Consider the following 24,751-nt stretch of genomic DNA (forward strand, 5'->3'; position numbering starts at 1 on the left):
AGCACTCGCCTGTTGTGAGTGCTAGCGGCCTGCATTTAGGGATGGCTCGTAGGGGAGTCAAGGATAACGTCGCAATTTTCAATAAGGCGGCTGTGCAACTTTTTGATGGCAAAAAGCGCGATCCCGCGAAAAATCATCCAGCTTTTCAGATAGTCTTGGACAAACAATCGCTTATCGGCTGCCCCGGCGCACAGCCGAAGCTGCGGATCTCTCGTCGCATCGGGCCACGGCATTCGACCAGGGCAACGGGCCACGGCATTTGGCCACCGCATTGGGCCACCGCATTGGGATTGTCGCATATCCGTGCCAATGATATCGAGCAGGCTGGCGCCGAGGAAACACGATTGCGCCGATGGCCGGGCGAGGGGCAGAGGACCGTGAATCAAATGACCCCGGCCGATGACGTCGTGGCGGCACCGTCGCTTAAGGAGGCAACGCGCGTGTGGGCGAGGATCGGCTGTCTGAGCTTCGGCGGGCCCGCCGGGCAGATTGCGCTGATGCACAAGGTCATCGTCGAGGAAAAGCGCTGGATCTCGGAAGAGCGTTTCCTGCATGCGCTGAGCTACTGCATGCTGCTGCCGGGACCGGAGGCGCAGCAGCTTGCAACCTATATCGGCTGGCTCATGCATGGTATTCGCGGCGGGCTGGTGGCCGGTTTGCTCTTCATCCTGCCGGGCTTCGCCGTCATTCTGGCACTCTCCGGCCTCTACGCGTATTTTCAGGATGCGACCTGGCTCTCGGCCTTGTTCTTCGGGCTCAAGGCCGCGGTTCTCGCCATCGTCGTCGAAGCTCTGCTGAGATTGGCGCGCCGAGCCCTGACGAGCCGCTTTCACCATTATGTCGCTGCCGCCTCGTTCCTGGTTCTGTTCCTCCTGAACCTGCCGTTCCCCCTCGTCGTGATCCTGGCGGGTGCTGCCGGCTTCGCGAGGATACGGTACAGGCAGCGCAACGACCCGCCGGCACACCCTGCAAGACGCCCCTATTTCCAGCCGCTGACGACGCATTCCATTGCCAAACCCTTGATCGTCCTGGTGTTCTGGGTGCTCGTGTGGCAGTCGCCTCTGCTGCTTGTGCGCAGCCTGGATGCGCCGGCAGACCTGATCGCCGAGACGCTGACCGGCGAGACGAACGTGTTCGGCGCCGTCTTCGTGTTCTTTTCCAAGATGGCGGTCATCACCTTCGGTGGCGCCTATGCAGTTCTGTCCTACGTCGCGCAGGTCGCCGTCGGACAATACGCCTGGCTGAAGCCCGGCGAGATGCTGGATGGCCTGGCGCTCGCCGAGACCACGCCCGGCCCTCTGGTGCTGGTGCTCTGCTTCGTGGGGTTCCTTGCCGGGTTCCGCAACCCGCTCGTCATGGCACCTCTGGCCGGCGGCCTGCTCGGCGCATCGCTCGCGGCATGGGCAACGTTCGTCCCGAGCTTCATCTGGATCTTCGCCGGGGCGCCGTTCATCGAGAAGCTGCGCGACAACGCGACGCTTTCCGCGGCCATGTCGGCAATCACCGCCGCCGTCGTCGGCGTCATTCTCAATCTGGCGCTCTGGTTCGGTCTGCACGTGCTGTTTGCCGAGGTGGGACGTGTCGCACTGCTGACGCGAGGAGGCGGGCTGCCGCTGGTCAGCCTTGCCTGGCCGGAGTGGCGAACGCTCGATGTCGCCGCGCTCGGCCTCTTTCTCTCGGCCTGCGTGCTGCTCTTTCGTTTCAAGGTCGGCATTGTGAAGATCCTCGCGCTCTGCGCGCTGGCCGGCGTGCTCGTGAAGGCTGGCGAGATATTCCTGTAACGGCCGCCCGGCGGACTTTTTGCGATCACCCGCCGCAAAATGCCTTGCCATCGCGCCATCCCTTTGCGATGTCAGCCGTCACTCTACGCAAATCGGGACATCGGAATGGCCAAGCGGATCGAGAACCTTGCGGAAATCACCAGCCGGTACGACGCGGTGTTCTGCGATGTATGGGGTGTGGTGCACAACGGCATCGATCCGTTCCCGAAGGCCGCTGCGGCGCTCGAGGCAGCCCGCGGCGAGGGCCTTACCGTCGTCCTTATCACCAACTCCCCGCGCATCGCCCCGCAGGTGGTGACCCAACTTCAACAGATCGGGATACCGGACAGCGCTTATGACCGGATCGTGACCTCCGGCGACGTGACCCGCCGTCTGATTGCGGAAGGCCCCAGGAAGGTCTTTCTGCTCGGCCCGGAGCGCGACGTGGCGCTGATCGAAGGCCTCGGTGTGGAACGCGTCGACGCCCGGGATGCCGACTGCGTCGTCTGCAGCGGCTTCTTCGACGACGAGACGGAAACCCCGGAAGACTACACCGAAATGCTGACCGATTTCCGGGAGCGCGAGGTGCCGATGATCTGCGCAAACCCCGATCTCGTCGTCGAGCGCGGTCACCGCATCATTCCCTGCGCCGGCGCCATGGCGGCCTACTACACGCAGCTTGGCGGCACGACCCGCATCGCCGGCAAGCCGCACAAGCCGATCTACGACGAGGTTCTGTCCGTTGCCCTGCAGGCTCATGGCGATTTTCCGCTGGACCGCGTTCTGGCGATAGGCGACGGCATGCCGACCGACGTGCGCGGCGCTCTCGATTACGGCCTTGATCTCCTCTATATCAGCGGCGGCATTCATGCGAAGGAGTACACGCTGAATGGGGAGACCGACGAGGCGATCCTCGCGGCCTACCTGGAGCGGGAAAGAGCGACGCCGAAGTGGTGGATGCCCCGCCTCGCATAAGAGCCCGCATAAGAAAAGCCAGCCGATGACCGTCTTTCACCGCAACGAAACCCGCGATCCCCTGCCCGCCCACCTCAGCGGCGGCGTCATCGCCATCGGCAATTTCGACGGTGTCCATCGCGGCCATCAGTCGGTTCTGAACCGGGCTCTGGATATTGCCCGGGAGCGCGGCGTGCCGGCGCTCGTGCTGACCTTCGAGCCGCATCCGCGCACCGTCTTCCGGCCGGAAACCCCGGTTTTCCGTATCACGCCCGCGCCGCTGCGGGCGCGTATTCTCGAGGCCATGGGCTTCAATGCGGTCATCGAGTACCCCTTCGACCTCGCCTTCTCGCAGCGTTCGGCCGATGATTTCATCCATTCGATCCTCAAGGATTGGCTGGGTGCGTCGGAAGTCGTGACCGGTGTCGATTTTCACTTCGGCCGCGGACGCGAAGGCGGTCCGGCGTTCCTGATGGATGCCGGCGACAAATACGGTTTCGGCGTCACGCTGATCGATGCGTTTCGCGACGAAAATGCCGACGTCGTATCGTCGAGCCGCATCCGCGAACGGTTGAAGGACGGAGATGTCAGTGAGGCCGCCGGCCTGCTCGGCTATCGCTATACCGTCGAGGCCGAGGTAATCGACGGCGAGAAACTCGGCCGCCAGCTCGGCTTTCCGACCGCCAACATGCGATTGCCGCCGGAAGTCGAACTGAAGGCGGGCATCTACGCCGTCCGCTTCCGCCTGGCCGATGGCACGCTGCACGATGCGGTGGCGAGCTACGGGCGGCGCCCGACCGTGACCGATAGCGGCGCACCGCTTCTCGAAACCTATCTTTTCGATTTCAGCGGCGATCTTTACGGCCAGATCTGTTGCGTGTCCTTCTTCGGCTTTCTCCGCCCGGAGCTGAAATTCGACGGCCTGGAGCCGCTGGTCAAGCAGATCAAGCTCGACGAAGAGGAGGCGAGGGCGCTGCTGTCAGGCGTGCAGCCGCTTGGCGAGCTGGACCGCAAGATCTGCTTTCCGTGACTTTCAGGCACTTTCGCGCCGACGGTTTCAAGCCCAATTCCCTCTTCCTTTTCCGGGCAAAAGCGCCTATGAACCGGCGCGATGAATAAATTCCGGCTGGCGATCACGATACGAATTATCGGCCCGGCCTTCCGCGCGCGCTAAGCGGCCGGAAGGTCCGGGTTTTTGGCGCCCGGCAAACGAGCGCCTCCGTCGCCAAACATTTTCAAGCCCGTTGCGCCCGTCCCGAGGCGCCAGAGACGATTGCTAGACATGACCGATACAGCCGAAAAGATCGACTACTCGAAGACCCTCTATCTGCCCGAAACCGATTTCCCGATGCGCGCCGGCCTGCCGCAGAAGGAGCCGGAAACGGTTGCCCGCTGGCAGCAGATGGGACTCTACAAGAAGCTGCGCGCTTCCGCTGCAGGACGCGAGAAGTTCGTCCTTCACGACGGCCCTCCCTACGCCAACGGCAACATCCATATCGGCCATGCGCTGAACAAGATCCTCAAGGACGTCATCAACCGCTCGTTCCAGATGCGCGGCTTCGACGCGAACTATGTTCCCGGCTGGGACTGCCACGGCCTTCCGATCGAATGGAAGATCGAGGAAAAGTACCGCGAGAAGGGTAAGAACAAGGACGAGGTTCCGGTCAACGAATTCCGCCAGGAATGCCGCGACTTCGCCGCCGGCTGGATCAAGATCCAGTCCGAAGAGTTCAAGCGCCTCGGTATCGAGGGCGACTTCGACAATCCCTACACGACAATGGCCTTCCATTCGGAAAGCCGCATCGCCGGCGAACTCCTGAAGATCGCCAAGACAGGCCAGCTCTACCGCGGCTCAAAGCCGATCATGTGGTCTGTTGTCGAGCGCACCGCGCTGGCCGAGGCCGAAGTGGAATACCATGACATCGAGAGCGACATGATCTGGGTGAAATTCCCGGTGGCGCAGATGGTGGGACCGGTTAAGGTTGCCGATGGTAATTTTCAAAATCCAGACCTGCTTGTGGGAGCATCGGTCGTCATCTGGACCACAACGCCTTGGACCATCCCAGGTAACCGCGCCATCGCATACTCGTCGCGTGTTTCCTACGGTCTTTATGAGGTCACCGAAGCCGCTAACGATTTCGGTCCGCGTCCGGGCGAAAAGCTGATCCTGGCCGACAAGCTGGCCGAAGACGCCTTCGCCAAGGCGAAGCTGCAGTTCAAACGCTTGCACGACGTTTCGGCAGAGCAACTCGCATCCATCACCTGCGCCCACCCCTTCAACGGCTTCGGCGGCGGCTACGAGTTCGACGTTCCGCTGCTCGACGGCGACCACGTCACCGATGACGCCGGTACCGGTTTCGTGCACACCGCGCCCAGCCACGGCCGCGAGGACTTCGACGCCTGGACGTCGGCTGCCCGCACGCTGGAAGCTCGGGGCATCGACACAAAGATCCCGTTCCCCGTCGACGACGCCGGCTTCTATACGGCCGATGCCCCGGGTCTCGAAGGCGCGCGCGTCATCGACGACAACGGCAAGAAGGGCGATGCCAACGAACGCGTCATCAAGGAGCTCATCGCCCGCAATGCGCTCTTCGCCCGCGGTCGCCTGAAACACTCCTATCCGCATTCCTGGCGTTCGAAGAAGCCGGTCATCTTCCGCAACACGCCGCAGTGGTTCGTCTATATGGACAAGAATCTTGCGGACGGCACGACGCTGCGCTCGCGCGCGCTGAATGCCATCGACGACACGCGCTTCGTGCCCGCTGCCGGCCAGAACCGCCTCCGTGCCATGATCGAAGGCCGCCCGGACTGGGTCCTTTCGCGTCAACGGGCGTGGGGTGTGCCGATCTGCGTCTTCGTCGACGAGCAGGGCGATATCCTTCAGGACGACGAGGTCAACGCCCGCATCCTCGAGGCTTTCGAGAAGGAGGGCGCCGACGCCTGGTTTGCCGAAGGCGCCCGCGAGCGGTTCCTTGGCAAGAAGTCGAACGAGCCGTGGAAGCAGGTCATGGACATCCTCGATGTCTGGTTCGACTCTGGCTCCACCCACACCTTCACGCTGGAAGACCGCCCGGACCTGAAATGGCCTGCCGACCTTTATCTTGAGGGCTCCGACCAGCATCGCGGCTGGTTCCACTCTTCGCTGCTGGAATCGGCTGCCACGCGCGGCCGTGCGCCTTACGACGCCGTCCTCACCCATGGCTTCACCATGGACGAGAAGGGCGAGAAGATGTCGAAGTCCAAGGGCAACGTCACGTCGCCGCAGGAAATCATGAAGGACGCCGGCGCTGATATCCTGCGCCTGTGGGTCATGACCTCGGACTATGCGGACGACCTGCGCGTCGGCAAGACCATCATCCAGACCAATGTCGACGCCTATCGCAAGCTGCGCAACACCGTCCGCTGGATGCTTGGCACCCTCGCGCACGACAAGGGCGAAGTCATCGCGCTCGCCGATCTGCCGGAACTGGAGCAGCTGATGCTGCATCGTCTGGTGGAGCTCGACCAGCTGGTCCGGGAAAACTACGACGCCTTCGACTTCAAGAAGATCGCCCGTGCGCTCATCGACTTTGCCAATGTCGAGCTCTCGGCCTTCTACTTCGATATCCGCAAGGACGCGCTCTACTGCGACGCGCCGTCGAGCCTGCGACGTCGCGCCAGCCTGCATGTCATCCGCACGATCTTCGATTGCATGGTGACCTGGCTGGCACCGATGCTGCCCTTCACGACCGAAGAGGCTTGGCTGTCGCGCAACCCGTCGGCGGTTTCCGTCCACCTCGAGCAGTTCCCGACCATTCCGGCGGAGTGGAGGAACGAGGCATTGGCGGAAAAGTGGAAGAAGATCCGTTCCGTGCGTACCGTCGTCACCGGCGCGCTCGAAATCGAACGCAAGGACAAGCGCATCGGCTCGTCGCTGGAAGCGGCCCCGGTGGTGCACATCGCCGATCCCGCGCTGCTGAAGGCGCTGGAAGGTCAGGACTTCGAGGAGATCTGCATCACCTCGGGCATCCTGATCGATGGCGCCGAGGGCCCTGCCGATGCGTTCCGTCTGTCAGACGTGCCGCAGGTGAGCGTCGAGCCGAAGCTCGCCGAAGGCACGAAATGCGCCCGCTCGTGGCGAATCACGACCGATGTCGGCTCCGATGCCGAATATCCGGACGTCTCTGCCCGCGATGCTGCAGCGCTTCGCGAACTAGCGGTGCAAAACTGAAGAATATTGCCGGGTGAATTGCGCATTCGCGGTTCATCCGGTAAAAGCTGCCTGAAAATGGCCGGATTTTTCCGTCAGGGGGACGGTTGTCCGGTTTTTGGGCGATGATTGCACCGGCATTGCTGGAAGGGTTTTCATGTTACCGAAGCGTTGGTTCCATTTGGGCGTCTGCCTGACTGTTGCGATGGCAGGCACCTCGATGATGTCAGGCTGCACCAGCGGCCCGCGCTACGGCACAGACAAGACGGCGTTCCAGCAGCTGACGGACGACCTGGGCAAATCGACTTCGCTCACCGGTGCCGAACCAAAGAACAAGGGCGTGAAGTACACGCCGCGTCCGGGTCTGGTCCTGCCTTCGACGGCGGAGAAGGATACGCTCGTCGAGCCGCAGCAGTCGATCGCCAGCAAGGACAATCCGCAGTGGATCGAATCCCCGGAAGAAACGCGCTCGCGCCTGGTCAAGGATGCGGACGACAATAGCGGCAAGTCGAGCTTCCGCTCGCCGCTGGCAAGCAACGCGATCGAGGGCGGTCGTCGCACCACCCAGGAGCAGACGCAGGCCTATCGCGACGCACGCGCCCTCCAGAAGGGCGCCTATCTCGATCAGCGCCGCTCCATTTCCGATCCGCCGACGGAATACCGCCAGGCCGACGATCCTTCGAAGCTCGACGATCTCGGCGAGCCTGAACTCAAGAAGCAGAAGAAGAAAAAGAAGGAAGCCGCCGTTGCCGGTTCCGGCAAGCAGTGGTGGAATCTTCTTCAGTAGCCGGATCGAGCGGGGCGTCGGCCCTGCCGTCCGACTGAAATGTGGAATGCTCGTTGGCCCCCAAATTCGTAGGTTTTCAGAGGCGCCGATTCTGTTGCGGTGATGAGGGATCCTGCGACCGCGCGTTTCTATAGCTGTGTGACTACGCGAATTGCTGCCGGGTCGCATTGCCTCACAAGGTACTGCCTTTCCGCGGTTTCTTGATGAATTCGAAAGCCGTGCCGAAGATAGAAATCCAGGGCCGGATTGGTGGTCAGAACGCTCAAGCGGAGCGGCGTTTCAAGACCCTCTGCGTCGGCTATAACGCTCCAGAGAATTTTAGAACCAATCCCTCGCCGCTGAAATGCAGGCTCTATAAACAACTCGTCGAGCCATAGGTGGTCGCTATGCTTCTCGACGGTGACACAGCCGACATCATGGCCGTCATTGGCGATGATCTGGCAGTCATCAATGGAGTTCCGCGCGTTCAAATGAGGCGACCACGAGCCCCAGAGTGCAACGGCGTATTCACGCATACAGGCCTCTTCCAGCCATACGAGAAAAGGCTTGTCGGTTTCGATGGCCGGTCTCTTCGAAATCATCGGCGCTACCTCAGAGTGCGCAAAACACCGCTCTACCTGATTCCATATTTCAGTTTGGCGGCCGGGGCGTCAGCCCCGTTTTCTTTTTGACCAGCGGGAAACGAGCCCGATGTGCATCGCTTGGCACGCGAACAACAGCATGCCCACGATCCCGATATCCCTGGCATGCCCGGCCCCGGTGACGGCAAGGACTGCCATCAGCGCGATCGCCAGCATCGGTATCGAGGCGAAAGCCAGGGCGCGCGGCGCGGACCAGTTCACGTTCCCCGACAGAGACCATTGCATCGGCACAGCCCTGCGGTCGGGCGCGATCCTGGCGTAGGCGAAACCCGCCAGCGCAAGCATGGCGGGGACGATGCAGGCAAGCAATATCATTGCGTCTCTCTCCTCTGCGCGAAGAATGCCCGCAGGATATCCGCAGCCACGGTCTCCTGCAAGCTTGAGTAGACATCCGGCGCATGGTGGCATGTGGGTTGCATGAAGAAGCGTACCCCGTTGTCGACCGCGCCGCCCTTCGGATCCTCGGCTCCGTAGTAGAGTCTGCGGATGCGGGCGAACGAAATGGCGCCGGCGCACATCGTGCACGGCTCCAGCGTCACGTAGAGATCGGCGCCCGTCAGCCGCTCCTGGCCCAGCGCTTCGCAGGCCATGCGGATCACGGCGACTTCCGCGTGGGCGGTGACGTCGTTCAGTTCGCGCGTTCGGTTGCCGGAACGAGCGACGACGGCGCCGTCGAGCACCAGCACGGCGCCGATCGGCACCTCGCCGCGCGCGCCCGCGGCACGCGCCTCATCGAGCGCCAGATCCATAAATTGATTTGTCTTCACGAGTCGACAATTTCCACTTAACCGCAGGGGCGCGACCTGATAGACAGGCCCAAAAGGCAGGCAAACAACAAATGACATTCAAAGACAAGCCAAAACGGCCTGGCGGCAAGCCATCTCCGCGCGATGACGCCCCGAAATCCGGCGCGAAACCCGCAAAAACCTTCGCCAGGGCCGACGCGAGCGCGTCCGATGGCGATGCCAAGGCGGAACGCATCTCTAAGGTGATGGCGCGCGCCGGCGTTGCCTCTCGCCGCGACATCGAGCGCATGATCATGGAAGGCCGCGTCACGCTGAACGGCAAGCCGCTCGACACACCCGTGGTCAATGTCACGCTGACGGACAAGATAGAAGTCGACGGCGTTCCGATCCGCGGCATCGAGCGCACGCGCCTCTGGCTCTATCACAAGCCGGCCGGTCTCGTGACCACGAACTCCGATCCGGAGGGTCGGCACACCGTTTTCGACAATCTGCCGGACGATCTGCCGCGCGTCATGTCGATCGGCCGCCTCGACATCAACACCGAGGGCCTGCTGCTGCTGACCAACGACGGCGGCCTTGCCCGCGCGCTGGAACTGCCGACGACGGGCTGGCTGCGCCGCTACCGCGTACGCGCCCATGGCGATATCGACCAGGATGCGCTCGACAAGCTGAAGGACGGCATTGCCGTCGACGGCGTGCTCTACGGCGCCATCGAAGCGACGCTCGACCGCACCCAGGGCTCCAACGTCTGGCTCACCATGGGCCTGCGCGAAGGCAAGAACCGCGAAATCAAGAACGTGCTCGGCGCGCTCGGTCTCGACGTCAACCGCCTGATCCGCATTTCCTACGGCCCGTTCCAGCTCGGCGATCTGCCCGAGCGCGAGGTCGTGGAAGTCCGCGGCCGCACGCTGCGCGACCAGCTCGGCCCGCGCCTGATCGAAGACGCCAAGGCCAATTTCGACGCGCCGATCTACAATGCGCCGGCCCTTGCCGCCGAGGAGGAGATCGAAGCCAAGCCGGAGCGCCGCGAACGCTCGTGGAAGCCGGAAGACAAGCGCGAACGCGCCCTGAGCCGCCTCGATACCAAGCGGGACGACAAGCGTGACGACCGTCGCGACGGTGGCCGTGATGGCGCCCGCAAGGACGACGACCGTCCGAAGCGCCCGGCGCTCGGCAGCCGTCGCAATGCCAATGTGTGGATGGCGCCCGGCGCTCGTCCGCTCGGCGAAAAGGCAGCCGCCAAGGCAGAGAAGAACGCCCAGACGGCACTCAAGCGCGGCGAGAAGCCCGGCCGCGCCAAGCCGCAGCCGACCCGCCACGACGACACCGGTCCGCGTGTCCAGGTCAACCGCGCCCGCGACGAGGAAGGCGAGTGGATCCGTTCCAGCGAAGTGAGCAACGACGACGGCGGACGCAAGCGCTCCGGTGATCGTGGTGATCGTCCGCCACGCGGCGACAAGCCTTTCGGTGATCGTGCTCCCCGCGGCGACCGCCCTTCCGGCGATCGTACCGCACGTGGCGAAAGATCCCATGGTGATCGCCCCGCGCGTGGCGACCGCCAGTTCGGCGACAAGCCTCGCGGTGATCGCAAGCCGCGCGAGGATGGTGCCGAGCGTCCGCGCTCTTACGGCGACCGCCCGGCACGCAGCGACAGGCCTTACGGCGACCGTCCGGTCCGCAGTGAGCGTCCGGCGGGCGACCGCCCCCGTGGCGAGCGCAAGCCGCGCGAAGAGGGTGCCGAGCGCCCGCGTTCCTACGGCGACCGCCCGGCTCGCAGCGACAGACCTTATGGCGACCGTCCGGCCGGCGATCGTCCGTTCGGTGACAAGCCGCGTGGCGAGCGCAAGCCGCGCGAAGAGGGTGCCGACCGCCCGCGTTCCTTCGGTGACCGTCCGGCACGCAGCGACCGTCCGGCCGGTGATCGTCCGGCACGCCCCTTCGGCGACAAGCCGCGGCGTCCGCGTGCCGAGGGCGACGAGCGCCCGCGTGCCAAGAGCTTCTCGGGCGAAGCACGCTCCGAGCGTCCAGCCGGCGATAGACCACGCGGCGACCGGCCCTACGGCGACAAGCCTTTTGGCGACAAGCCGCGTGGCAAGAGCTTCGGCAGCAAGCCCGGCGGTGCAAAGCCGGCTGGTGCAAAGAGTTTCTCCGGCAAGCCTTCGGGCGATCGGCCGGGTGGCGGCGGCAAACCTTCGGGCGGACCGTCGCGCGGTGGACCTAAAGGGAAGGGAATGACGCGCGGTGCGGATCGTCGGCGGTGAGTTTCGCGGACGGCCGCTCGCCGTACCAAAATCGAACGACATCCGGCCGACTGCCGACCGGACGCGTGAGAGCCTGTTCAACATTCTGAGCCATGCCTATCCGGAGTGCGTCGATGGCACCCGGATACTGGACCTGTTTGCCGGCACCGGCGCCGTCGGGCTCGAGGCCGTCTCGCGCGGCTGCCGTCATGCGCTGTTTGTCGAGAACAGCGTCGAGGGCAGGGGGCTGCTCTGGGAGAATATCGATGCGCTCGGCCTGCACGGCAAGACGCGCATCCTGAGACGAGACGCGACCGATCTCGGCAGCGTCGGCAATCTCGAGCCGTTCCAGATGCTGTTTGTCGATCCGCCCTATGGAAAGGGCCTCGGTGAAAAGGCGATGGCCGCCGCGGCCAAGGGTGGCTGGCTGGAGCCCGGAGCGATTGCCGTGCTCGAGGAGCGCGCCGACGTTGCCGTTTCGGTCGATCCTTCCTATCTTTTCCTGGAAAGCCGGATCTTCGGCGATACCAGGGTTCATTTCTTCCGCTATCAGCCTCAGTAAACAGCGGATTATGGCGGGGGTAGAGGTGCAGCAGGCCGAAAAGACCAGTACCGAGTTGCCTGCTGCTCCAGATAGCGCGCGCGGATCCTTGCCGAGAGTTGCTGTCGCCTTTGGCGGTGGCGGTGCCCGCGGCCTGTCCCACATCCATATTATCGAAACGCTTGATGAGCTCGGCATCCGCCCGGTGGCGATTGCGGGTTCCTCGATCGGCGCCATCATGGGCGCCGGGATGGCGGCCGGGATGACGGGTGCCGCCATCCGCGAACATGCGCTGATGACCGTCGGCAACAAAGGAGCCGTCGTCAGCCGGCTCTGGGGGCTGCGCCCGCAAACGGTGCGGGACGCCGTCGCCAACGGAGTTCGCATCGGTCAGTTCAACCTCGAACGCATCCTCAAGGCCTTCCTGCCGTCGGAACTGCCGGAGCGCTTCGAGGATCTGCAGATCCCGATGACGGTAACCGCGACCGATTACTACGCTCAGGCCGAGGTGTTGGTCAGCGAGGGCGCGCTTTTCCCCGCCCTTGCCGCCTCGTCCGCCATACCCGCCGTCTTCATGCCGGTTCGCCTGCATGGCCGGGTCATGATCGATGGCGGCATCAGCAATCCGGTACCTTACGAGTGCCTGATGGACCTTGCCGACATCGTGATCGGCATCGATGTGGTCGGAGCGCCCGAAGGCGACGGAACCCATATACCGAACCGCATGGAGAGTATCTTCGGTTCCGGCCAGCTGATGATGCAGACGGCAATCTCGCTGAAGCTGCGGCTGCAGGCACCGCATATCTTTCTGCGCCCTGTCGTCGGCCGCACCGGCGTCATGGATTTCCTGAAGGCGCGAGACGTGCTCACCATGTCGGCCGGCGTCAAGGACGAGCTGAAATACGCGCTCGATCGCGAGATCGAAGCGCGTCTCAAGGCTTAGGCTAGAGCAATTCCAGCAAAAGTGCGTAGCGGTTTTGCGTCCGGAATTGCGTAAAATCAAAAAGATAGAGCGTTTTTGCGATTCGAAGAAAAGCGGAAATGCTCTAGGCGTCCGCTGTCGCTTCGGCCGTGCCCGCCAGAAGGTCATCGTCGAATTCCGTTGCGCGCTTGGGCTTCACCAACGGCTCGGGCTTGACCGGCTGCGAGAACAGCATGTCGCGTCCGGCCTGCAATCCCTCCGAGACCTGCAGCACAAGGCGCTGTTCGTCGCGGCGGCGGATATCCTCGCCGATCTCGTAGGCGTCCGTTTCGCTGACGCCGAGCGCTTCCAGCGTCCGACGCCCGAACAGCAGACCGGATTCAAGCGTCTCGCGCAGTTCGTAGTCGACGTTGAGGTTGCGCAGCGCGATCGAATGGATGCGGTCGTAGGAGCGCACGAAGAGCTTGGCGTGCGGATAGTCGGCCTGCACGAGTTCCACGATCTTGTCGGTGACTTCGCGCTTCTGCGTGCAGACGACGACGATCTTGGCATGGTCGATGCCGGCGGCCCGCAGCACGTCCTTGCGAGTGCCGTCGCCGAAATAGATGCGGAAGCCGAAGGATGAGGCCTGGCGGATACGGTCGGCGGAAACGTCGATCACCGTCACCGCCCGGCCGCCGGCAAGCAGTATCTGTGCCGAAATCTGCCCGAAGCGCGAAAAGCCGACCATCAGGACATCGGCACCCGCACCCGCGAAATCCTCGTCGAGCTGCTCCTTCTCTTCCCCCTTCAGCAGCCTTTTCGACAGCACGGTGCCGATCGGCGTCAGGGCCATCGAGAGCGTTACGATCGCGATCAGCAGGGACGCCGTGCTCGACGGCATCAGGCCGGCTGCGCCCGCCGCTGAGAAGAGGACGAAACCGAATTCTCCGCCTTGCGGCAACAGGAAAGCGATACGGATGGCATCGTCGTGCGAGGAGCCGGTCAGGCGGCAGAGCGCATAGATGACGATTGCCTTTGCGGCCATGATGATCGGCACCGTGACGAAGATCAGCAACGCATTGTCCCGCAGCACGTGAAGCTGAAGCGACAGCCCGACGGCAATGAAGAAAATAGCAAGCAGGACCCCGCGGAAAGGCTCGATGTCGGCCTCGAGCTCATGCCGGTAGGAGGATTCAGCCAGCATCACGCCGGCAAGAAACGCCCCCATGGCCATGGAGAGTCCGGCAACCTGCATCAGGCTCGCCGATCCCATGACGACGAAGAGGGCGGCGGCGATCATCGCCTCGCGCGCTCCGGTGCGGGCGATGATCTGGAAGAGCGGCGTCAGCAGATATCGGCCCATGATGATCATCGCGCCGATGGCGCCGATCGCCAGGGCGAAGTCGAGAACCGGCGCGCCGTGCCCCTTGCCTGTGTCGAGAATGTTGATCAGCGCCAGAAGCGGAACGATCGCAAGGTCCTGGAACAACAGCATCGAGAAGGAACGTTGCCCGTACCGGGAGTTCACCTCGCCTTCATCGTCGAGAATCTGCATGGCGAATGCTGTGGAGGAAAGCGCAAGTCCGAAGCCGGCGATGATGCTGCCACGCCAGTCGAAAATGCCCGAAAGGTAGGTCAGCAGCGTCAGCAGCAGCCCCGTCAACCCGACCTGAGCGGTTCCGAGCCCGAAAATGTCGCGCCGCATCTGCCACAGGCGGCTTGGCTTCAGCTCCAGGCCGACAATGAACAGCAGGAAAACGACGCCAAGCTCGGCGACGTTCAGGATCTGCTCGCCGTCCGTAAGTCCATGAAAGATAGGCCCAATCACCACCCCGGCGGCGAGGTAGCCGAGCACCGTTCCAAGCCCGAGGCGCTTGAAGATCGGTGCTGACACAACGGCGCCGCCGAGCAGCAGGATCGTTTCGGTAAAAAGCGCATTGGGCTCGGACATGGTGCGGCATTCTTTCTGGGCGGGAAGACGTTGCAGGCAATGCAGAAAAGAATCGGCGCTCACGGCCTTGATGCTTTCCGTAGCGCACAATAAATGGAACGCGAAGGAAAGGCCAAATCATGTCCTCTGAAATCGACTCCTCGACGCTTCTTTCCCGCGCAAGCCAACTGATCGACCTCGCCAGGAAGGCAGGAGCCGACGCCGCCGATGCGGTCGTGGTGCGCTCCCGCTCGCAATCCGTCAGCGTGCGCCTTGGCAAGGTGGAGGGAACGGAATCGTCCGAAAGCGACGATTTCTCGCTGCGCGTCTTCATCGGCCAGCGCGTTGCCAGCGTTTCCGCCAATCCCGGCTTCGACCTCTCGGCGCTTGCCGAGCGCGCCGTTGCGATGGCCAAGGTTTCGCCGGAAGACCCGTTCGCCTGCCTCGCCGACGAGGACAAGCTCGCGAGGTCCTATCCCGACCTGCAACTGCTCGACACGACCGAGGTCTCGTCCGAGCAGCTGGCTGAAGCCGCTCTCGCCGCCGAGGCGGCAGGGCTGGCGGTCAAGGGTGTCACCAATTCGTCGGGCGCAGGCGCGTCTGCCGGCAGGGGCGGCCTCGTCCTCGTGACGTCGCATGGCTTCGAAGGCAGCTATATGGCGTCTCGTTTCGGGCGCTCGGTCAGCGTCATTGCCGGCGAGGGCACGGGAATGGAGCGCGACTACGATTTCGACAGCCGCATCTATTTCGCGGAGCTGGATGACGCTGCGGATATCGGCCGGCGTGCCGGCGAGCGGGCCATCAAGCGTCTCAGCCCGCGCCAGGTCGATACCGGCAAGAATGTCACCGTGATCTTCGATCCGCGCGTTGCCCGCGGCTTCGTCGGCCACATCGCAGGCGCGATCAATGGTGCCTCCGTTGCCCGCAAGACGAGCTTCCTGCGCGACAAGATGGGCCAGCAGGTCCTCAAGGCGGGGCTGTCGATCACCGATGATCCGCTGATCGTGCGCGGCCCGTCGTCGCGCCCCTTCGATGGCGAGGGCATCTCCGGCGAGAAGCTGGTGATGATCGAGGACGGCGTGCTGAAGCACTGGTTCCTGTCGACATCGACGGCGCGCGAAATCGGAATGGAAACCAACGGACGCGGTGTGCGCGGCGGCAACGCGGTGACGCCCGCGTCGACCAACCTTGCGCTTGAGCCGGGCAACGTATCGCCCGAGGATCTGATCCGAAGCGTCGGGAATGGCTTCTACGTCACCGAGCTGATCGGCCAGGGCGTCAACATGATCACCGGCGAGTACAGCCGCGGCGCCACCGGCTTCTGGATTGAAAACGGTGAACTGACCTTCGCCGTTTCCGAGGTAACGATTGCATCGAACCTGAAAGACATGTTCATGCGCGTGACGCCGGCAAACGACATCGACCGCAAGTATGGCGTTGCCGCGCCGACGCTGGCGATCGAAGGAATGACGCTTGCTGGCCGCTGACGGATTGGATTGATGGAATGAGCGACGTGGATATGGCCCGCTGGCAAAGCGATCTGGAATTGATCGCCGATGCCGCAAGGCAGGCAGGCACCGTCGCCCTCAGCCATTTCAACCGGTCGCCCGAGGTGTGGTGGAAGAACGAGGGCAGGTCCCCCGTCAGCGCCGCCGATTTCGCGGCGAACGAAACGCTCCAGACGATCCTTTGCGGCGCACGCCCGGACTACGGCTGGCTTTCGGAAGAGACAGACGACAATACGCAGCGGCTGTCGGAGGCAACGCTCTTCATCGTCGATCCGATCGACGGTACGCGGGCGTTTCTGGCCGGCCAGAACCTCTGGTGCGTGAGCGTTGCCGTCGTCCATCGGGGGCGGCCGGTCGCAGGCGTCCTCTATGCGCCTGCACTGGATGAGTTTTACGAAGCAACGGCGGGCGGTGTGGCGCTGAAAAACGGCAAGCAAATCGCCGTATCTGTAACGCCGATCGAAACGCCCGCCCGTTTCGCCATCGCAGAAGATGTGCTCGGCGGGTTTCCGGAGACGCTGCGGCGCCGGATCGAGCGCGTCAGGCATGTGCCGTCGCTCGCGTATCGTATTGCCATGGTTGCCGACGGCAGCATCGACGGCACCTTCGTCAAGCGCAACTCCCATGATTGGGACCTTGCTGCTGCCGATCTGATCCTGGAGAGGGCAGGCGGCCGTCTCGTCGATCTCGATGGGAACGAGCTCGTCTACAACAAGGCGGAGGTTCGCCATGGCGAACTTTGCGCCGCTTCGCAGCTGCGTCTGAACGACTTGATAACCCACGTCGGCCCACGATGAGGCAGTTGACGTTTCCGTCAAAATCCCTCAGATGAAGCAGCGGAGGAGCAGACAACGAAAGAGACGACGATGACGAATTCCGGTGAGAAGAAACAGCTGTTGCACCTCGTGTTTGGCGGCGAACTGGAAAGTCTTGACGACGTTCAGTTCCGCGATCTCAGCGGCCTGGACATTGTCGGTATTTTCCCGGACTACGCCTCCGCCTTGACGGCATGGAAATCCAAGGCGCAGTCCACCGTGGACAATGCGCACATGCGATATTTTATCGTCCACATGCATCGCCTGCTGGATCCGGAAGACAGGTCGGGCAAGTAATCGCAGATCGCGGCGCACTGCTCCTGGTCGCCGAGGCGACAGCTGACGCATTCTGAACAAACTGATCGGTCATTCCGGCCGCAACGATAATTGGGAATGGGTTCATGTCGGTCATCCTTGATCGGAGACATGTCAGATGAGCGGTCGCATGGCGCGGTTCGCGCTGGGCGCCTATCAGACCACGGGGACGCTGCTGTCCCCGTTTGTCGGCGGATATCTGGCTTATCGTGCCGCCAAGGGCAAGGAAGAGCGCGCGCGCCGGTTGGAGCGCTCCGGCTATGCCAGCGCCGACCGGCCCGCCGGGCCGCTTGTATGGTTTCACGCCGCAAGCGTCGGCGAGATGAACGCCGTCATTCCGCTGATCCGTGAAATCAGGCGCCGCGACATTCACGTCATTCTGACGACCGGCACGGTCACGTCCGCGAAACTTGCCGCCGAGCGTATCGGCAACGACGCAATCCATCAGTACGTGCCGCTCGATCTGAAGCCGGCGGTCAGCCGCTTCCTGAACTACTGGCAACCCGATTGCGTCATCATTGCCGAGTCCGAAATTTGGCCGGCGACCGTGATGGAGCTTGGCCGGCGGCGCATTCCGCAGATCCTCGTCAATGCCCGCATGTCGGATCGTTCCTTCGACAGGTGGGGCCGCAGGCCGTCCCTGGCCGAAGCCTTGTTCGAAAATCTGGCGCTGGTCATCGCCCAGTCGGATGTCGACGCGGAGCGCTTTCGCGATCTCGGCGCCCGCCAGGTGATCATGTCTGGCAACCTGAAGGTCGATACCGACGCGCCGTCATACGATGCGGCCGTCTTTGCGCGCTACAAGAAGCAGATCGGCGAGCGGAAGACCTGGGCTGCGATCTCTACGTTCGACGGTGAGGAAAAGGCAGCCGGGATCGTCCACCGCACCCTGAAGGAGCGCGACGGCCAGTTGACGATCATCGTGCCGCGTCATCCCGAACGCGCCGACGCCGTCGAGGAAGAACTCGTCAAGCAGGGTCTCAAGGTCGCACGGCGCACCCGCGAGGATATCCTTTCGCCTGACGTCGATGTTTTTCTGGGCGACACGATCGGCGAGATGGGTCTCTACCTGCGCCTGACGGAAGTGGCATTCGTCGGCCGCTCGCTGTTCGGCGAGGGTGGCCAGAATCCTCTGGAACCGGCGATGCTCGGTTGCGCTGTCCTGTCCGGCAGCAATGTCCAGAATTTCCGCGACGCCTACCAGGCGCTCGCCCGACGCGGCAGCGCGCGCATGGTTCGCGACACCGAAATGCTTGCCAAGGGCGTTCATTATTTGCTGAGCAACGACCACGCACGCCGCAATATGATCGAGGCCGGCGTCGTGGCCGTGCAAGAAATGCGTGGAGCACTGACGGCGACGGTGAAGGGGCTGGAACCCTACATCAACCCGCTGACGGTCAAGGCAAGATTGCTGCCGAAGACGGCGGTACGCTGAAAGCAGGTTGGCATGCGGGCGATCAAAGGTATTCTCTTCGACAAGGACGGCACGCTTCTCGACTACGACGAGAGCTGGCTGCCGGTGAACCGCGAATTGGCGCGCATTGCGTCCGAAGGTGATCCGCGGCTCGCCGATCGTCTGTTGTTGGCATGCGGCATGGATCCGGCAACCGGCCATATCGTTCCCGACAGTCTGCTGGCCGCAGGCAATACCCGGCAGATCGCTGACGGGCTGGTCGCGGCCGGTTCCCGCGTCGATGCCGTCGAACTGACGATCAAGCTCGATGAGCTCTTCTCCAACGCCGCCGAGTTTTCCGTGCCCGTGACGGATCTGTCGGCGTTTTTCCGGCGCCTGCATGCCCGCGGCTTTCGCCTCGGCATAGCGTCGAGCGACAACGAACGCTCGATCCGGCAGACGGCGCAGCGCTTCGGCTTCGCCGAGTTCGTGGACTACGTGGCAGGCTACGATAGCGGCTTCGGCACCAAGCCTGAGCCGGGTATGGTGCTTGGCTTCTGTGCCGCGACAGGCCTCGACCCCACCGAGATTGCCGTTGTCGGCGACAACAACCACGATCTTCATATGGGCCGCAATGCGAAGGCGGGCGTGACGGTTGCGGTCCTGACGGGCACCGGCTCGCGCGAGTCGCTCGCCGCGGCGTCGGATTATTGCCTCAACGATATCACCGAGCTTGAGGGGCTGTTGCCCGATCTTCAGCTCGCCTGACCGACCAAAGGCTTGCTTTTTCTTGAAAATTGCCTTCTCTTTCTGCCCGGTTGGGGATGAGAACCGCTGGCGTCAGCGCCGCGGTGCGAAACGCAGGACGGCAAGAATGGTATCCGAAGCGCCGCCTTTCTGGTGGACGAAGGCCGATTGGCGTGCCTGGACGCTCTATCCTGTTTCCTTTCTCTACGGGCGAATTTCCGGCTATCGCATGGCGAATGGCAAGCGGGCGACAGTGCCCGTTCCGGTCATCTGCGTCGGCAATTTCACTGTCGGCGGAGCGGGCAAGACCCCGACGGTGCTGACGATCGCCCGCGCCGCCAAAGCCAAGGGGTTGAAGCCCGGTTTCCTCAGTCGCGGTTACGGCGGATCACTGGACGTCACCACCGTCGTCGATCCGGCACATCACCGCGCCGTTGCCGTGGGCGACGAGCCGCTGCTTTTGGCCCGCGAGGCCTTGACGGTCATTTCGCGGCGGCGGATCGAAGGCGCTCAGCGCCTCGTCAAGGAAGGCGTTGACCTGATCATCATGGATGACGGCTTCCAGAGCGCACGCGTCGCAATCGACTATGCGCTGCTGGTAATCGACGCGACCCGCGGCCTCGGCAATGGCCATATCGTCCCCGGCGGCCCTGTTCGCGCGCCGATCCGCCAGCAATTGCGTTATGCCACCGCATTGCTGAAGGTCGGTACGGGGTCTGCCGCTGACAAGATCGTCCGCATCGCAGCGCGTGCCGCGAAGCCTTACTTTACCGCAGCCCTGAAGGTGTCGGCGGGCGCCGATCTCGCCGGGTGCAACGTTCTCGCCTTCGCGGGCATTGCCGACCCGTCGAAGTTCTTTCGCACCGTGGAATCCGTCGGCGCGCATATCGCAGTCCAGCAGGCATTCGGCGATCATGAACACCTGACTGAGGATGAGATCGACGATATTCTCGGGACCGCCGAGCGAGAAGGCCTTCAGATCGTCACGACGTCGAAGGATTTCGTGCGGCTGGCCGGCCATCACGGCAAGGCCGAGGAGCTTGCCGCGCGCTGCAGGGTCATCGAGGTGGAGATGGCGTTCGCAGATCACCTCGCGCCGAGCCTAATCGTCGACCGTGCCATCGAAGCCTGCCGTGAGCGTCGGCTGAGGGAAAAGAAGAAGGTCTAGCGCGCTACCGCTTCTGGTTCGGCAGCACGCCCGCGCGCTTGTCGGCTTCGAGCGACGACATGGCGTCGGCATAGGGCTCCTGCCGTGCAACGCTCCAGTAGCGCAGTTCATCGAGCGGAATCGCCTTGCCGCTGATCGCGCAGACGACATAGGAGCCCGGCGACAGGATCTGAAAGTCCGCGTCGAGATACTTTATCTGTGCCTCGCGGTTTCCATTTCCTTCAAACAAATTCATTCGCTCCGTTCCTTGCGGCCTATCGTTTCCCCATAACCCGGCGCAGACGCCATTGCCAGCATTTTTCAGCTTCTGCCGAACAGCCGCTCGATGTCCGAAAGCTTCAGCTCGATATAGGTCGGTCGTCCGTGATTGCACTGCCCGGAACCCGGCGTCACTTCCATCTGGCGCAGAAGCGCATTCATCTCTTCGGGCCTCAGGCGCCGGCCCGAGCGCACGGATCCGTGGCAGGCCATGGTCGCGGCCACATATTCGAGCTTCGCCGACAGGCCGGATGCCGTATCCCATTCGGCAATTTCGTCTGCCAGCTGGCGGATGAGCCCGGATGCATCGACCTCGCCAAGCATCGCCGGCGTTTCCCTGACCGCGATCGCGCCGGGCCCGAAGCGCTCGATGGCAAGGCCGAGTTCGCCGAGATCGGCGGAAAATTGCATCAGCCGGTCGCAATCCTCTTCCGGCAGATCGACGATCTCGGGGATCAGGAGAACCTGCGAAGCCAGCCGCTTGGAGTGCAGCGCCTTGCGCATCGCCTCGAACACCAGGCGCTCATGCGCGGCGTGCTGATCGACGATGACAAGGCCGTCGTCGGTCTGCGCGACGATATAGTTTTCGTGGATCTGAGCGCGCGCGGCGCCTAGGGGAAAGCGCGCCGGCGTTTCGGACACTGGGGGCGGCGAAGTCCAGGTCGGCTGCGAGACATCACTGCGCGCTGTGGGTGTCACGAGGCCGTCGAAGGATGCCTGCGGGCGCTCGCCGAAGCCGTTGTTGGCAGGCTGGTGATAGGGACGCGAAGGCGATGTCTCGGCTGACCACGGCTGCTGCGGACGCGACTGGAAGCCGGGACGGAACGAGCGCAGCATGCCGTCGGCGCCCGTGGTCGCGGCGCGGCTGCCGTCGCGGGCGAGCGCCTCGCGGATCGCGCCGACGATCAGGCCGCGCACCAGCTGAGGATCGCGGAAACGCACATCGGATTTCGCGGGATGGACGTTGACGTCGACCAGAGCCGGATCGATCGCGATCGACAGGACCGCGACGGGATAGCGTCCGGAGGGGATGGTCTCGGCATAGGCGCCGCGGATCGCCGAGAGGATCAGTTTGTCCTGCACCGGGCGACCGTTGACGAAAGCATACTGATGCGCCGAGTTTCCGCGATTGTACGTCGGCACACCGGCAAAGCCGGTCAACGCGACGTCTTCGCGTACGGCATCGATCTCGATGGCGTTGTCGCGGAATTCCTTCCCGAGGATCTGCGACATGCGCGCCAGATGGTCATCGCCGGTCGCGGGAAACTCCAGCGTCGTCCGGTCCGTCCCCGACAGCACGAAGCGCACGCCGGGGAAGGCGATCGCCATTCGTTTGACGATCTCGGTGATCGCCGCAGCCTCGGCTTTTTCCGTCTTCAGGAACTTCAGCCGTGCCGGCGTTGCAAAAAACAGATCGCGGACCTCGACGATCGTACCTGGATTGGACGCAGACGGGCGCAGATGCAGCAGCTTTCCGCCCGCAACCGCGATCTCGCTGCCGCCGGCGCCGTCCTTGCGGCGGCTCGAAATGCTGAGCCGCGCCACCGACCCGATCGAAGGCAGCGCCTCTCCGCGAAAGCCAAGCGTCCGGATATCGTCAAGCGTGTCCGAGATCTTCGACGTGCAATGCCGCCTGACGGCCAGTTCGAGATCGGTCTCATCCATGCCGGCGCCGTTGTCGGAAACGCGCAACAGGCTCTTTCCGCCGCCGGAGGTGGCGATTTCGATGCGGGTCGCGCCCGCGTCGAGTGCGTTCTCGATCAATTCCTTGGCAGCGCTCGCCGGCCGTTCGATGACCTCGCCGGCGGCGATCTGATTGATGAGTGTCTCGGAAAGCTGTCTGATCGTCATGCGCTCATTTTCGCGGATTCGCGGGCCGGAGGGAAGGGAGAAAGCGCGGTCTTCAATGCTTGTGCCGCCCAAATGTGCGGATGCTTATTGTTAAGCACGCCTTAAGACAAACCTGTCATTTTATGCCGATATTTGGTGTAATGTATTGTAATCGCACAGATGTAGGACGCGTGAGAATGGGTGCCGGCTTCGAAAAAGCGGACACATCATCTATGAGTGGCGAATTGCCGGCTGAAGCCAGTCTGCAGACAGCGCTGTTCGACGCGGTTTGCGAAAGTCTCTCCTCCGCCTTCATTGTCTATGACAAGGCCGATCATATGGTCTTTGCCAGCAGGCAGGTTCTGGACTATTTTCCGATTTCCGCAGCGATGCTGAAGCCCGGCACACGGCTTCGCGACTTTCTGGGCGCCATCTACGATAGCGGCATCCGCACCCAGTCGACAGGCAGCAAGGGCGCGATCAGCCGCGAGGATTGGCTGTCTCAGAAGATCGCGTCGCATTGGCGCGAGCGTTTCGAAGCGGTCGAGCGGCACGCCAACGATTGCTGGATACGCTTCCAGAAGCGGCGCCTCGCGAGCGGATACGGCGTTTGCGTCATCTCGGACATTTCAGAGGACAAGAAGCGCGAGGAACAGTGGCGACTGGACCTCGAACGGGTGCAGTTGACGGAAGATATCCTCGACAATCTGCCTTTCCCGCTGTTCGTGAAGGATCGCAATCTGAATTACGTCGCCGTCAATATCGCCTTCTGCGAGAAGTTCCAGACGACGGTGGACGAGGTGTTGGGACGCAAGAGCGCCGATCTCTTTTCGCCCGAGATCGCCGCGCGCTTCGAAGAGAGCGATCGCCACGTCCTGGACACCGGAGAGATGTCGGTCTCGCGTCAGCGGCAGGTTTCCCGCGACGGCTCGGAGCGGGATATTGTCTCCCGCAAGCACCGCATCGGCAAGCCGGGACGCTATTTCCTCGTCTCGACGATGCAGGATCTGCCCCGCGATGGCGCCGATCTCGATGAATTCGAACTGGCTTCGACGGTCACGACGTCCAGCAGAAGCTCCTACCGGCGCGCCTATGTTCCCAATGGAAACGGCGAGCGCCGCGAACCGGCTGCGATGGAGGCGATCGTGCCGGAGAATTTCTCCGGCCGGAAGATCGTGGTGGTGACCGGCGACATCGCCGCTGAGACGGCAGCGCTGAGGACGCTGGCGAAATATGGTTTCGAGGCGTGTTCGGTGCATTGCGAAGACGAACAGGAGCAGTTCCTGGAGATCGCGACATCGGCCGGAATCTCGCTGGACTTGCTGATCGTCGACAATCAAATGGGAATGCGCTGCCTGGAACTTGCCGAACAGTATGGCATTCCATCACTGGTGATGGACGGGTTTCAGCTTGCCAACGAACTGACCTTCCGGATCGCGCGACACTTCAACCGCAGCAATCGAGGCAGCACGGCAGCCAGCATCGACGCCGCGTGGGAAATAACGACGACCGAAGAGGTGAGGGCGCTGGATGTGCTGGTGGCGGAAGACAACGACATCAACCAGATCGTCTTCTCGCAGATCCTCGAGGGCCTCGGCTATCGGTATCTGATCGCCGCCAGCGGCGATGAGGCCGTGCGGCTGTGGACCGAGCACAAGCCGCGGATCGTCTTGATGGACATCTCGCTGCCTGGCTTCAACGGCTTCGAGGCGGCGCGCCTGATCCGGCAGGTCGAGGAAGGCGGACCCTCCAGAACGCCGATCATCGGCGTGCTGACGCAGGCATTCGAGCGTGACCGAACCGAATGCGCGAACGCCGGAATGGACGACGTGATCATGAAACCCGTCAGCCCGGACATTCTGGAGACGATCTTCCAGAAATATATCGGCATCGACAGCGCGCAGGCCAGGCTATAGCCGCCAGCGTCAACTCCCAAGATCTTGGGAGTGAACACGGTTCCAATGAGGGTCGTCTAATATCGAATTTTTAAGACTTGCCCGCCATCCTGCCGGCTATTGGGGAAAC

Annotated in this window: 21 protein-coding genes; 15 read left to right on the forward strand and 6 right to left on the reverse strand. The window is 63.0% G+C overall.

Translation table 11 applies throughout. The annotated features are described in order from the left end of the window. Positions 1-386 precede the first annotated feature (386 nt). From chrA to ASC97_RS01565, 5 genes are all read left to right on the forward strand, one after another. Positions 387-1,781: a chromate efflux transporter gene (chrA, locus tag ASC97_RS01545; RefSeq protein WP_057466965.1), complete on the forward strand. Its 1,395-nt coding sequence runs from the start codon at positions 387-389 to the stop codon at positions 1,779-1,781. Positions 1,782-1,886: 105 nt separating this feature from the next. Beyond that, positions 1,887-2,735 carry a TIGR01459 family HAD-type hydrolase gene (locus ASC97_RS01550; RefSeq protein ID WP_057466592.1) on the forward strand — a complete coding sequence of 283 codons (849 nt, stop codon included), beginning with the start codon at positions 1,887-1,889 and terminating at the stop codon, positions 2,733-2,735. A 25-nt stretch (positions 2,736-2,760) separates the two neighbouring features. After that, positions 2,761-3,744 carry a bifunctional riboflavin kinase/FAD synthetase gene (locus tag ASC97_RS01555; protein ID WP_057466593.1) on the forward strand — a complete coding sequence of 328 codons (984 nt, stop codon included), beginning with the start codon at positions 2,761-2,763 and terminating at the stop codon, positions 3,742-3,744. A gap of 252 nt (positions 3,745-3,996) precedes the next feature. Continuing rightward, positions 3,997-6,924, forward strand: a complete 2,928-nt coding sequence (gene ileS, locus ASC97_RS01560; protein ID WP_057466594.1) for an isoleucine--tRNA ligase — start codon at positions 3,997-3,999, stop codon at positions 6,922-6,924. Between the two features lie 136 nt (positions 6,925-7,060). Beyond that, positions 7,061-7,690: a hypothetical protein gene (locus ASC97_RS01565; protein ID WP_057466595.1), complete on the forward strand. Its 630-nt coding sequence runs from the start codon at positions 7,061-7,063 to the stop codon at positions 7,688-7,690. Between the two features lie 128 nt (positions 7,691-7,818). On the opposite strand, the gene ASC97_RS01570 is transcribed toward ASC97_RS01565, so the two are convergent. From ASC97_RS01570 to ASC97_RS01580, 3 genes are all read right to left on the reverse strand, one after another. After that, positions 7,819-8,271: a GNAT family N-acetyltransferase gene (locus ASC97_RS01570; RefSeq protein ID WP_057466596.1), complete on the reverse strand. Its 453-nt coding sequence runs from the start codon at positions 8,269-8,271 to the stop codon at positions 7,819-7,821. Between the two features lie 69 nt (positions 8,272-8,340). After that, positions 8,341-8,646 (reverse strand): hypothetical protein, encoded by a 306-nt coding sequence (locus tag ASC97_RS01575; protein ID WP_057466597.1) that lies wholly within the window; start codon positions 8,644-8,646, stop codon positions 8,341-8,343. Then, on the reverse strand, positions 8,643-9,080 hold the full coding sequence (locus tag ASC97_RS01580; RefSeq protein ID WP_057466598.1) for a nucleoside deaminase: 438 nt from the start codon (positions 9,078-9,080) through the stop codon (positions 8,643-8,645). Before ASC97_RS01580 ends, ASC97_RS01575 begins: the two co-directional genes overlap by 4 nt. A gap of 89 nt (positions 9,081-9,169) precedes the next feature. Here ASC97_RS01580 and ASC97_RS01585 point away from each other — a divergent pair, with 89 nt between their 5' ends. The 3 genes from ASC97_RS01585 to ASC97_RS01595 are packed head-to-tail and all read left to right on the forward strand — an operon-like array spanning position 9,170 to position 12,801. Further along, a complete protein-coding gene (locus ASC97_RS01585; RefSeq protein ID WP_057466599.1) occupies positions 9,170-11,338 on the forward strand; it encodes a pseudouridine synthase in 2,169 nt (722 codons plus the stop codon). Then, a complete protein-coding gene (gene rsmD / locus ASC97_RS01590) occupies positions 11,319-11,879 on the forward strand; it encodes a 16S rRNA (guanine(966)-N(2))-methyltransferase RsmD (RefSeq protein WP_057466600.1) in 561 nt (186 codons plus the stop codon). The genes ASC97_RS01585 and rsmD overlap by 20 nt, the downstream gene beginning before the upstream one ends. Before the next feature lie 25 nt (positions 11,880-11,904). After that, positions 11,905-12,801, forward strand: a complete 897-nt coding sequence (locus ASC97_RS01595; protein ID WP_057466601.1) for a patatin-like phospholipase family protein — start codon at positions 11,905-11,907, stop codon at positions 12,799-12,801. A 103-nt stretch (positions 12,802-12,904) separates the two neighbouring features. Here ASC97_RS01595 and ASC97_RS01600 read toward each other — a convergent pair whose 3' ends face one another. Further along, positions 12,905-14,713, reverse strand: coding sequence for a monovalent cation:proton antiporter-2 (CPA2) family protein (locus ASC97_RS01600; protein ID WP_057466966.1), 1,809 nt, complete (start codon positions 14,711-14,713; stop codon positions 12,905-12,907). A gap of 119 nt (positions 14,714-14,832) precedes the next feature. Between ASC97_RS01600 and ASC97_RS01605 the strand changes: the two genes are divergently transcribed. From ASC97_RS01605 to lpxK, 6 genes are all read left to right on the forward strand, one after another. Next, positions 14,833-16,179, forward strand: coding sequence for a TldD/PmbA family protein (locus ASC97_RS01605; protein ID WP_057466602.1), 1,347 nt, complete (start codon positions 14,833-14,835; stop codon positions 16,177-16,179). Positions 16,180-16,196: 17 nt separating this feature from the next. Beyond that, positions 16,197-16,997, forward strand: a complete 801-nt coding sequence (locus ASC97_RS01610; protein ID WP_057466603.1) for a 3'(2'),5'-bisphosphate nucleotidase CysQ — start codon at positions 16,197-16,199, stop codon at positions 16,995-16,997. 69 nt (positions 16,998-17,066) lie between these two features. Further along, a complete protein-coding gene (locus ASC97_RS01615; RefSeq protein ID WP_057466604.1) occupies positions 17,067-17,312 on the forward strand; it encodes a DUF4170 domain-containing protein in 246 nt (81 codons plus the stop codon). A gap of 136 nt (positions 17,313-17,448) precedes the next feature. Beyond that, positions 17,449-18,765, forward strand: a complete 1,317-nt coding sequence (gene waaA / locus ASC97_RS01620) for a lipid IV(A) 3-deoxy-D-manno-octulosonic acid transferase (RefSeq protein WP_057466605.1) — start codon at positions 17,449-17,451, stop codon at positions 18,763-18,765. A gap of 12 nt (positions 18,766-18,777) precedes the next feature. Beyond that, entirely contained in the window at positions 18,778-19,491 is a 714-nt protein-coding gene (locus ASC97_RS01625; protein ID WP_057466606.1) for an HAD family hydrolase, read from the forward strand. 106 nt (positions 19,492-19,597) lie between these two features. Then, the gene (lpxK, locus tag ASC97_RS01630) at positions 19,598-20,638 is read left to right on the forward strand and encodes a tetraacyldisaccharide 4'-kinase (protein WP_057466607.1); all 1,041 of its coding nucleotides are present in this window, start codon (positions 19,598-19,600) and stop codon (positions 20,636-20,638) included. A gap of 4 nt (positions 20,639-20,642) precedes the next feature. Here the strand turns inward: lpxK and ASC97_RS01635 are convergent, their stop codons facing one another. Further along, complete coding sequence (locus tag ASC97_RS01635) at positions 20,643-20,873, reverse strand: DUF2093 domain-containing protein (protein WP_057466608.1); 231 nt, start codon at positions 20,871-20,873, stop codon at positions 20,643-20,645. 65 nt (positions 20,874-20,938) lie between these two features. Further along, positions 20,939-22,747: a DNA mismatch repair endonuclease MutL gene (gene mutL / locus ASC97_RS01640; protein ID WP_057466609.1), complete on the reverse strand. Its 1,809-nt coding sequence runs from the start codon at positions 22,745-22,747 to the stop codon at positions 20,939-20,941. Positions 22,748-22,923: 176 nt separating this feature from the next. On the opposite strand from mutL, the gene ASC97_RS01645 reads away from it, so the two are divergent. Continuing rightward, positions 22,924-24,642: a response regulator gene (locus tag ASC97_RS01645; protein WP_057466610.1), complete on the forward strand. Its 1,719-nt coding sequence runs from the start codon at positions 22,924-22,926 to the stop codon at positions 24,640-24,642. Positions 24,643-24,751: the final 109 nt, after the last annotated feature.

Source organism: Rhizobium sp. Root1203 (genome assembly GCF_001424945.1).
Taxonomy (GTDB): domain Bacteria; phylum Pseudomonadota; class Alphaproteobacteria; order Rhizobiales; family Rhizobiaceae; genus Rhizobium.

Excerpts from the sequence above, each read along its gene's own strand:
- chrA (WP_057466965.1), top strand. The coding sequence starts at position 387 with ATGACCCCGGCCGATGACGTCGTGGCGGCACCGTCGCTTAAGGAGGCA.
- ASC97_RS01550 (WP_057466592.1), top strand. The coding sequence starts at position 1,887 with ATGGCCAAGCGGATCGAGAACCTTGCGGAAATCACCAGCCGGTACGAC.
- ASC97_RS01555 (WP_057466593.1), top strand. The coding sequence starts at position 2,761 with ATGACCGTCTTTCACCGCAACGAAACCCGCGATCCCCTGCCCGCCCAC.
- ileS (WP_057466594.1), top strand. The coding sequence starts at position 3,997 with ATGACCGATACAGCCGAAAAGATCGACTACTCGAAGACCCTCTATCTG.
- ASC97_RS01565 (WP_057466595.1), top strand. The coding sequence starts at position 7,061 with ATGTTACCGAAGCGTTGGTTCCATTTGGGCGTCTGCCTGACTGTTGCG.
- ASC97_RS01570 (WP_057466596.1), bottom strand. The coding sequence starts at position 8,271 with ATGATTTCGAAGAGACCGGCCATCGAAACCGACAAGCCTTTTCTCGTA.
- ASC97_RS01575 (WP_057466597.1), bottom strand. The coding sequence starts at position 8,646 with ATGATATTGCTTGCCTGCATCGTCCCCGCCATGCTTGCGCTGGCGGGT.
- ASC97_RS01580 (WP_057466598.1), bottom strand. The coding sequence starts at position 9,080 with ATGGATCTGGCGCTCGATGAGGCGCGTGCCGCGGGCGCGCGCGGCGAG.
- ASC97_RS01585 (WP_057466599.1), top strand. The coding sequence starts at position 9,170 with ATGACATTCAAAGACAAGCCAAAACGGCCTGGCGGCAAGCCATCTCCG.
- ASC97_RS01600 (WP_057466966.1), bottom strand. The coding sequence starts at position 14,713 with ATGTCCGAGCCCAATGCGCTTTTTACCGAAACGATCCTGCTGCTCGGC.
- ASC97_RS01605 (WP_057466602.1), top strand. The coding sequence starts at position 14,833 with ATGTCCTCTGAAATCGACTCCTCGACGCTTCTTTCCCGCGCAAGCCAA.
- ASC97_RS01610 (WP_057466603.1), top strand. The coding sequence starts at position 16,197 with ATGAGCGACGTGGATATGGCCCGCTGGCAAAGCGATCTGGAATTGATC.
- ASC97_RS01615 (WP_057466604.1), top strand. The coding sequence starts at position 17,067 with ATGACGAATTCCGGTGAGAAGAAACAGCTGTTGCACCTCGTGTTTGGC.
- waaA (WP_057466605.1), top strand. The coding sequence starts at position 17,449 with ATGAGCGGTCGCATGGCGCGGTTCGCGCTGGGCGCCTATCAGACCACG.
- ASC97_RS01625 (WP_057466606.1), top strand. The coding sequence starts at position 18,778 with ATGCGGGCGATCAAAGGTATTCTCTTCGACAAGGACGGCACGCTTCTC.
- lpxK (WP_057466607.1), top strand. The coding sequence starts at position 19,598 with ATGGTATCCGAAGCGCCGCCTTTCTGGTGGACGAAGGCCGATTGGCGT.
- ASC97_RS01635 (WP_057466608.1), bottom strand. The coding sequence starts at position 20,873 with ATGAATTTGTTTGAAGGAAATGGAAACCGCGAGGCACAGATAAAGTAT.
- mutL (WP_057466609.1), bottom strand. The coding sequence starts at position 22,747 with ATGACGATCAGACAGCTTTCCGAGACACTCATCAATCAGATCGCCGCC.
- ASC97_RS01645 (WP_057466610.1), top strand. The coding sequence starts at position 22,924 with ATGGGTGCCGGCTTCGAAAAAGCGGACACATCATCTATGAGTGGCGAA.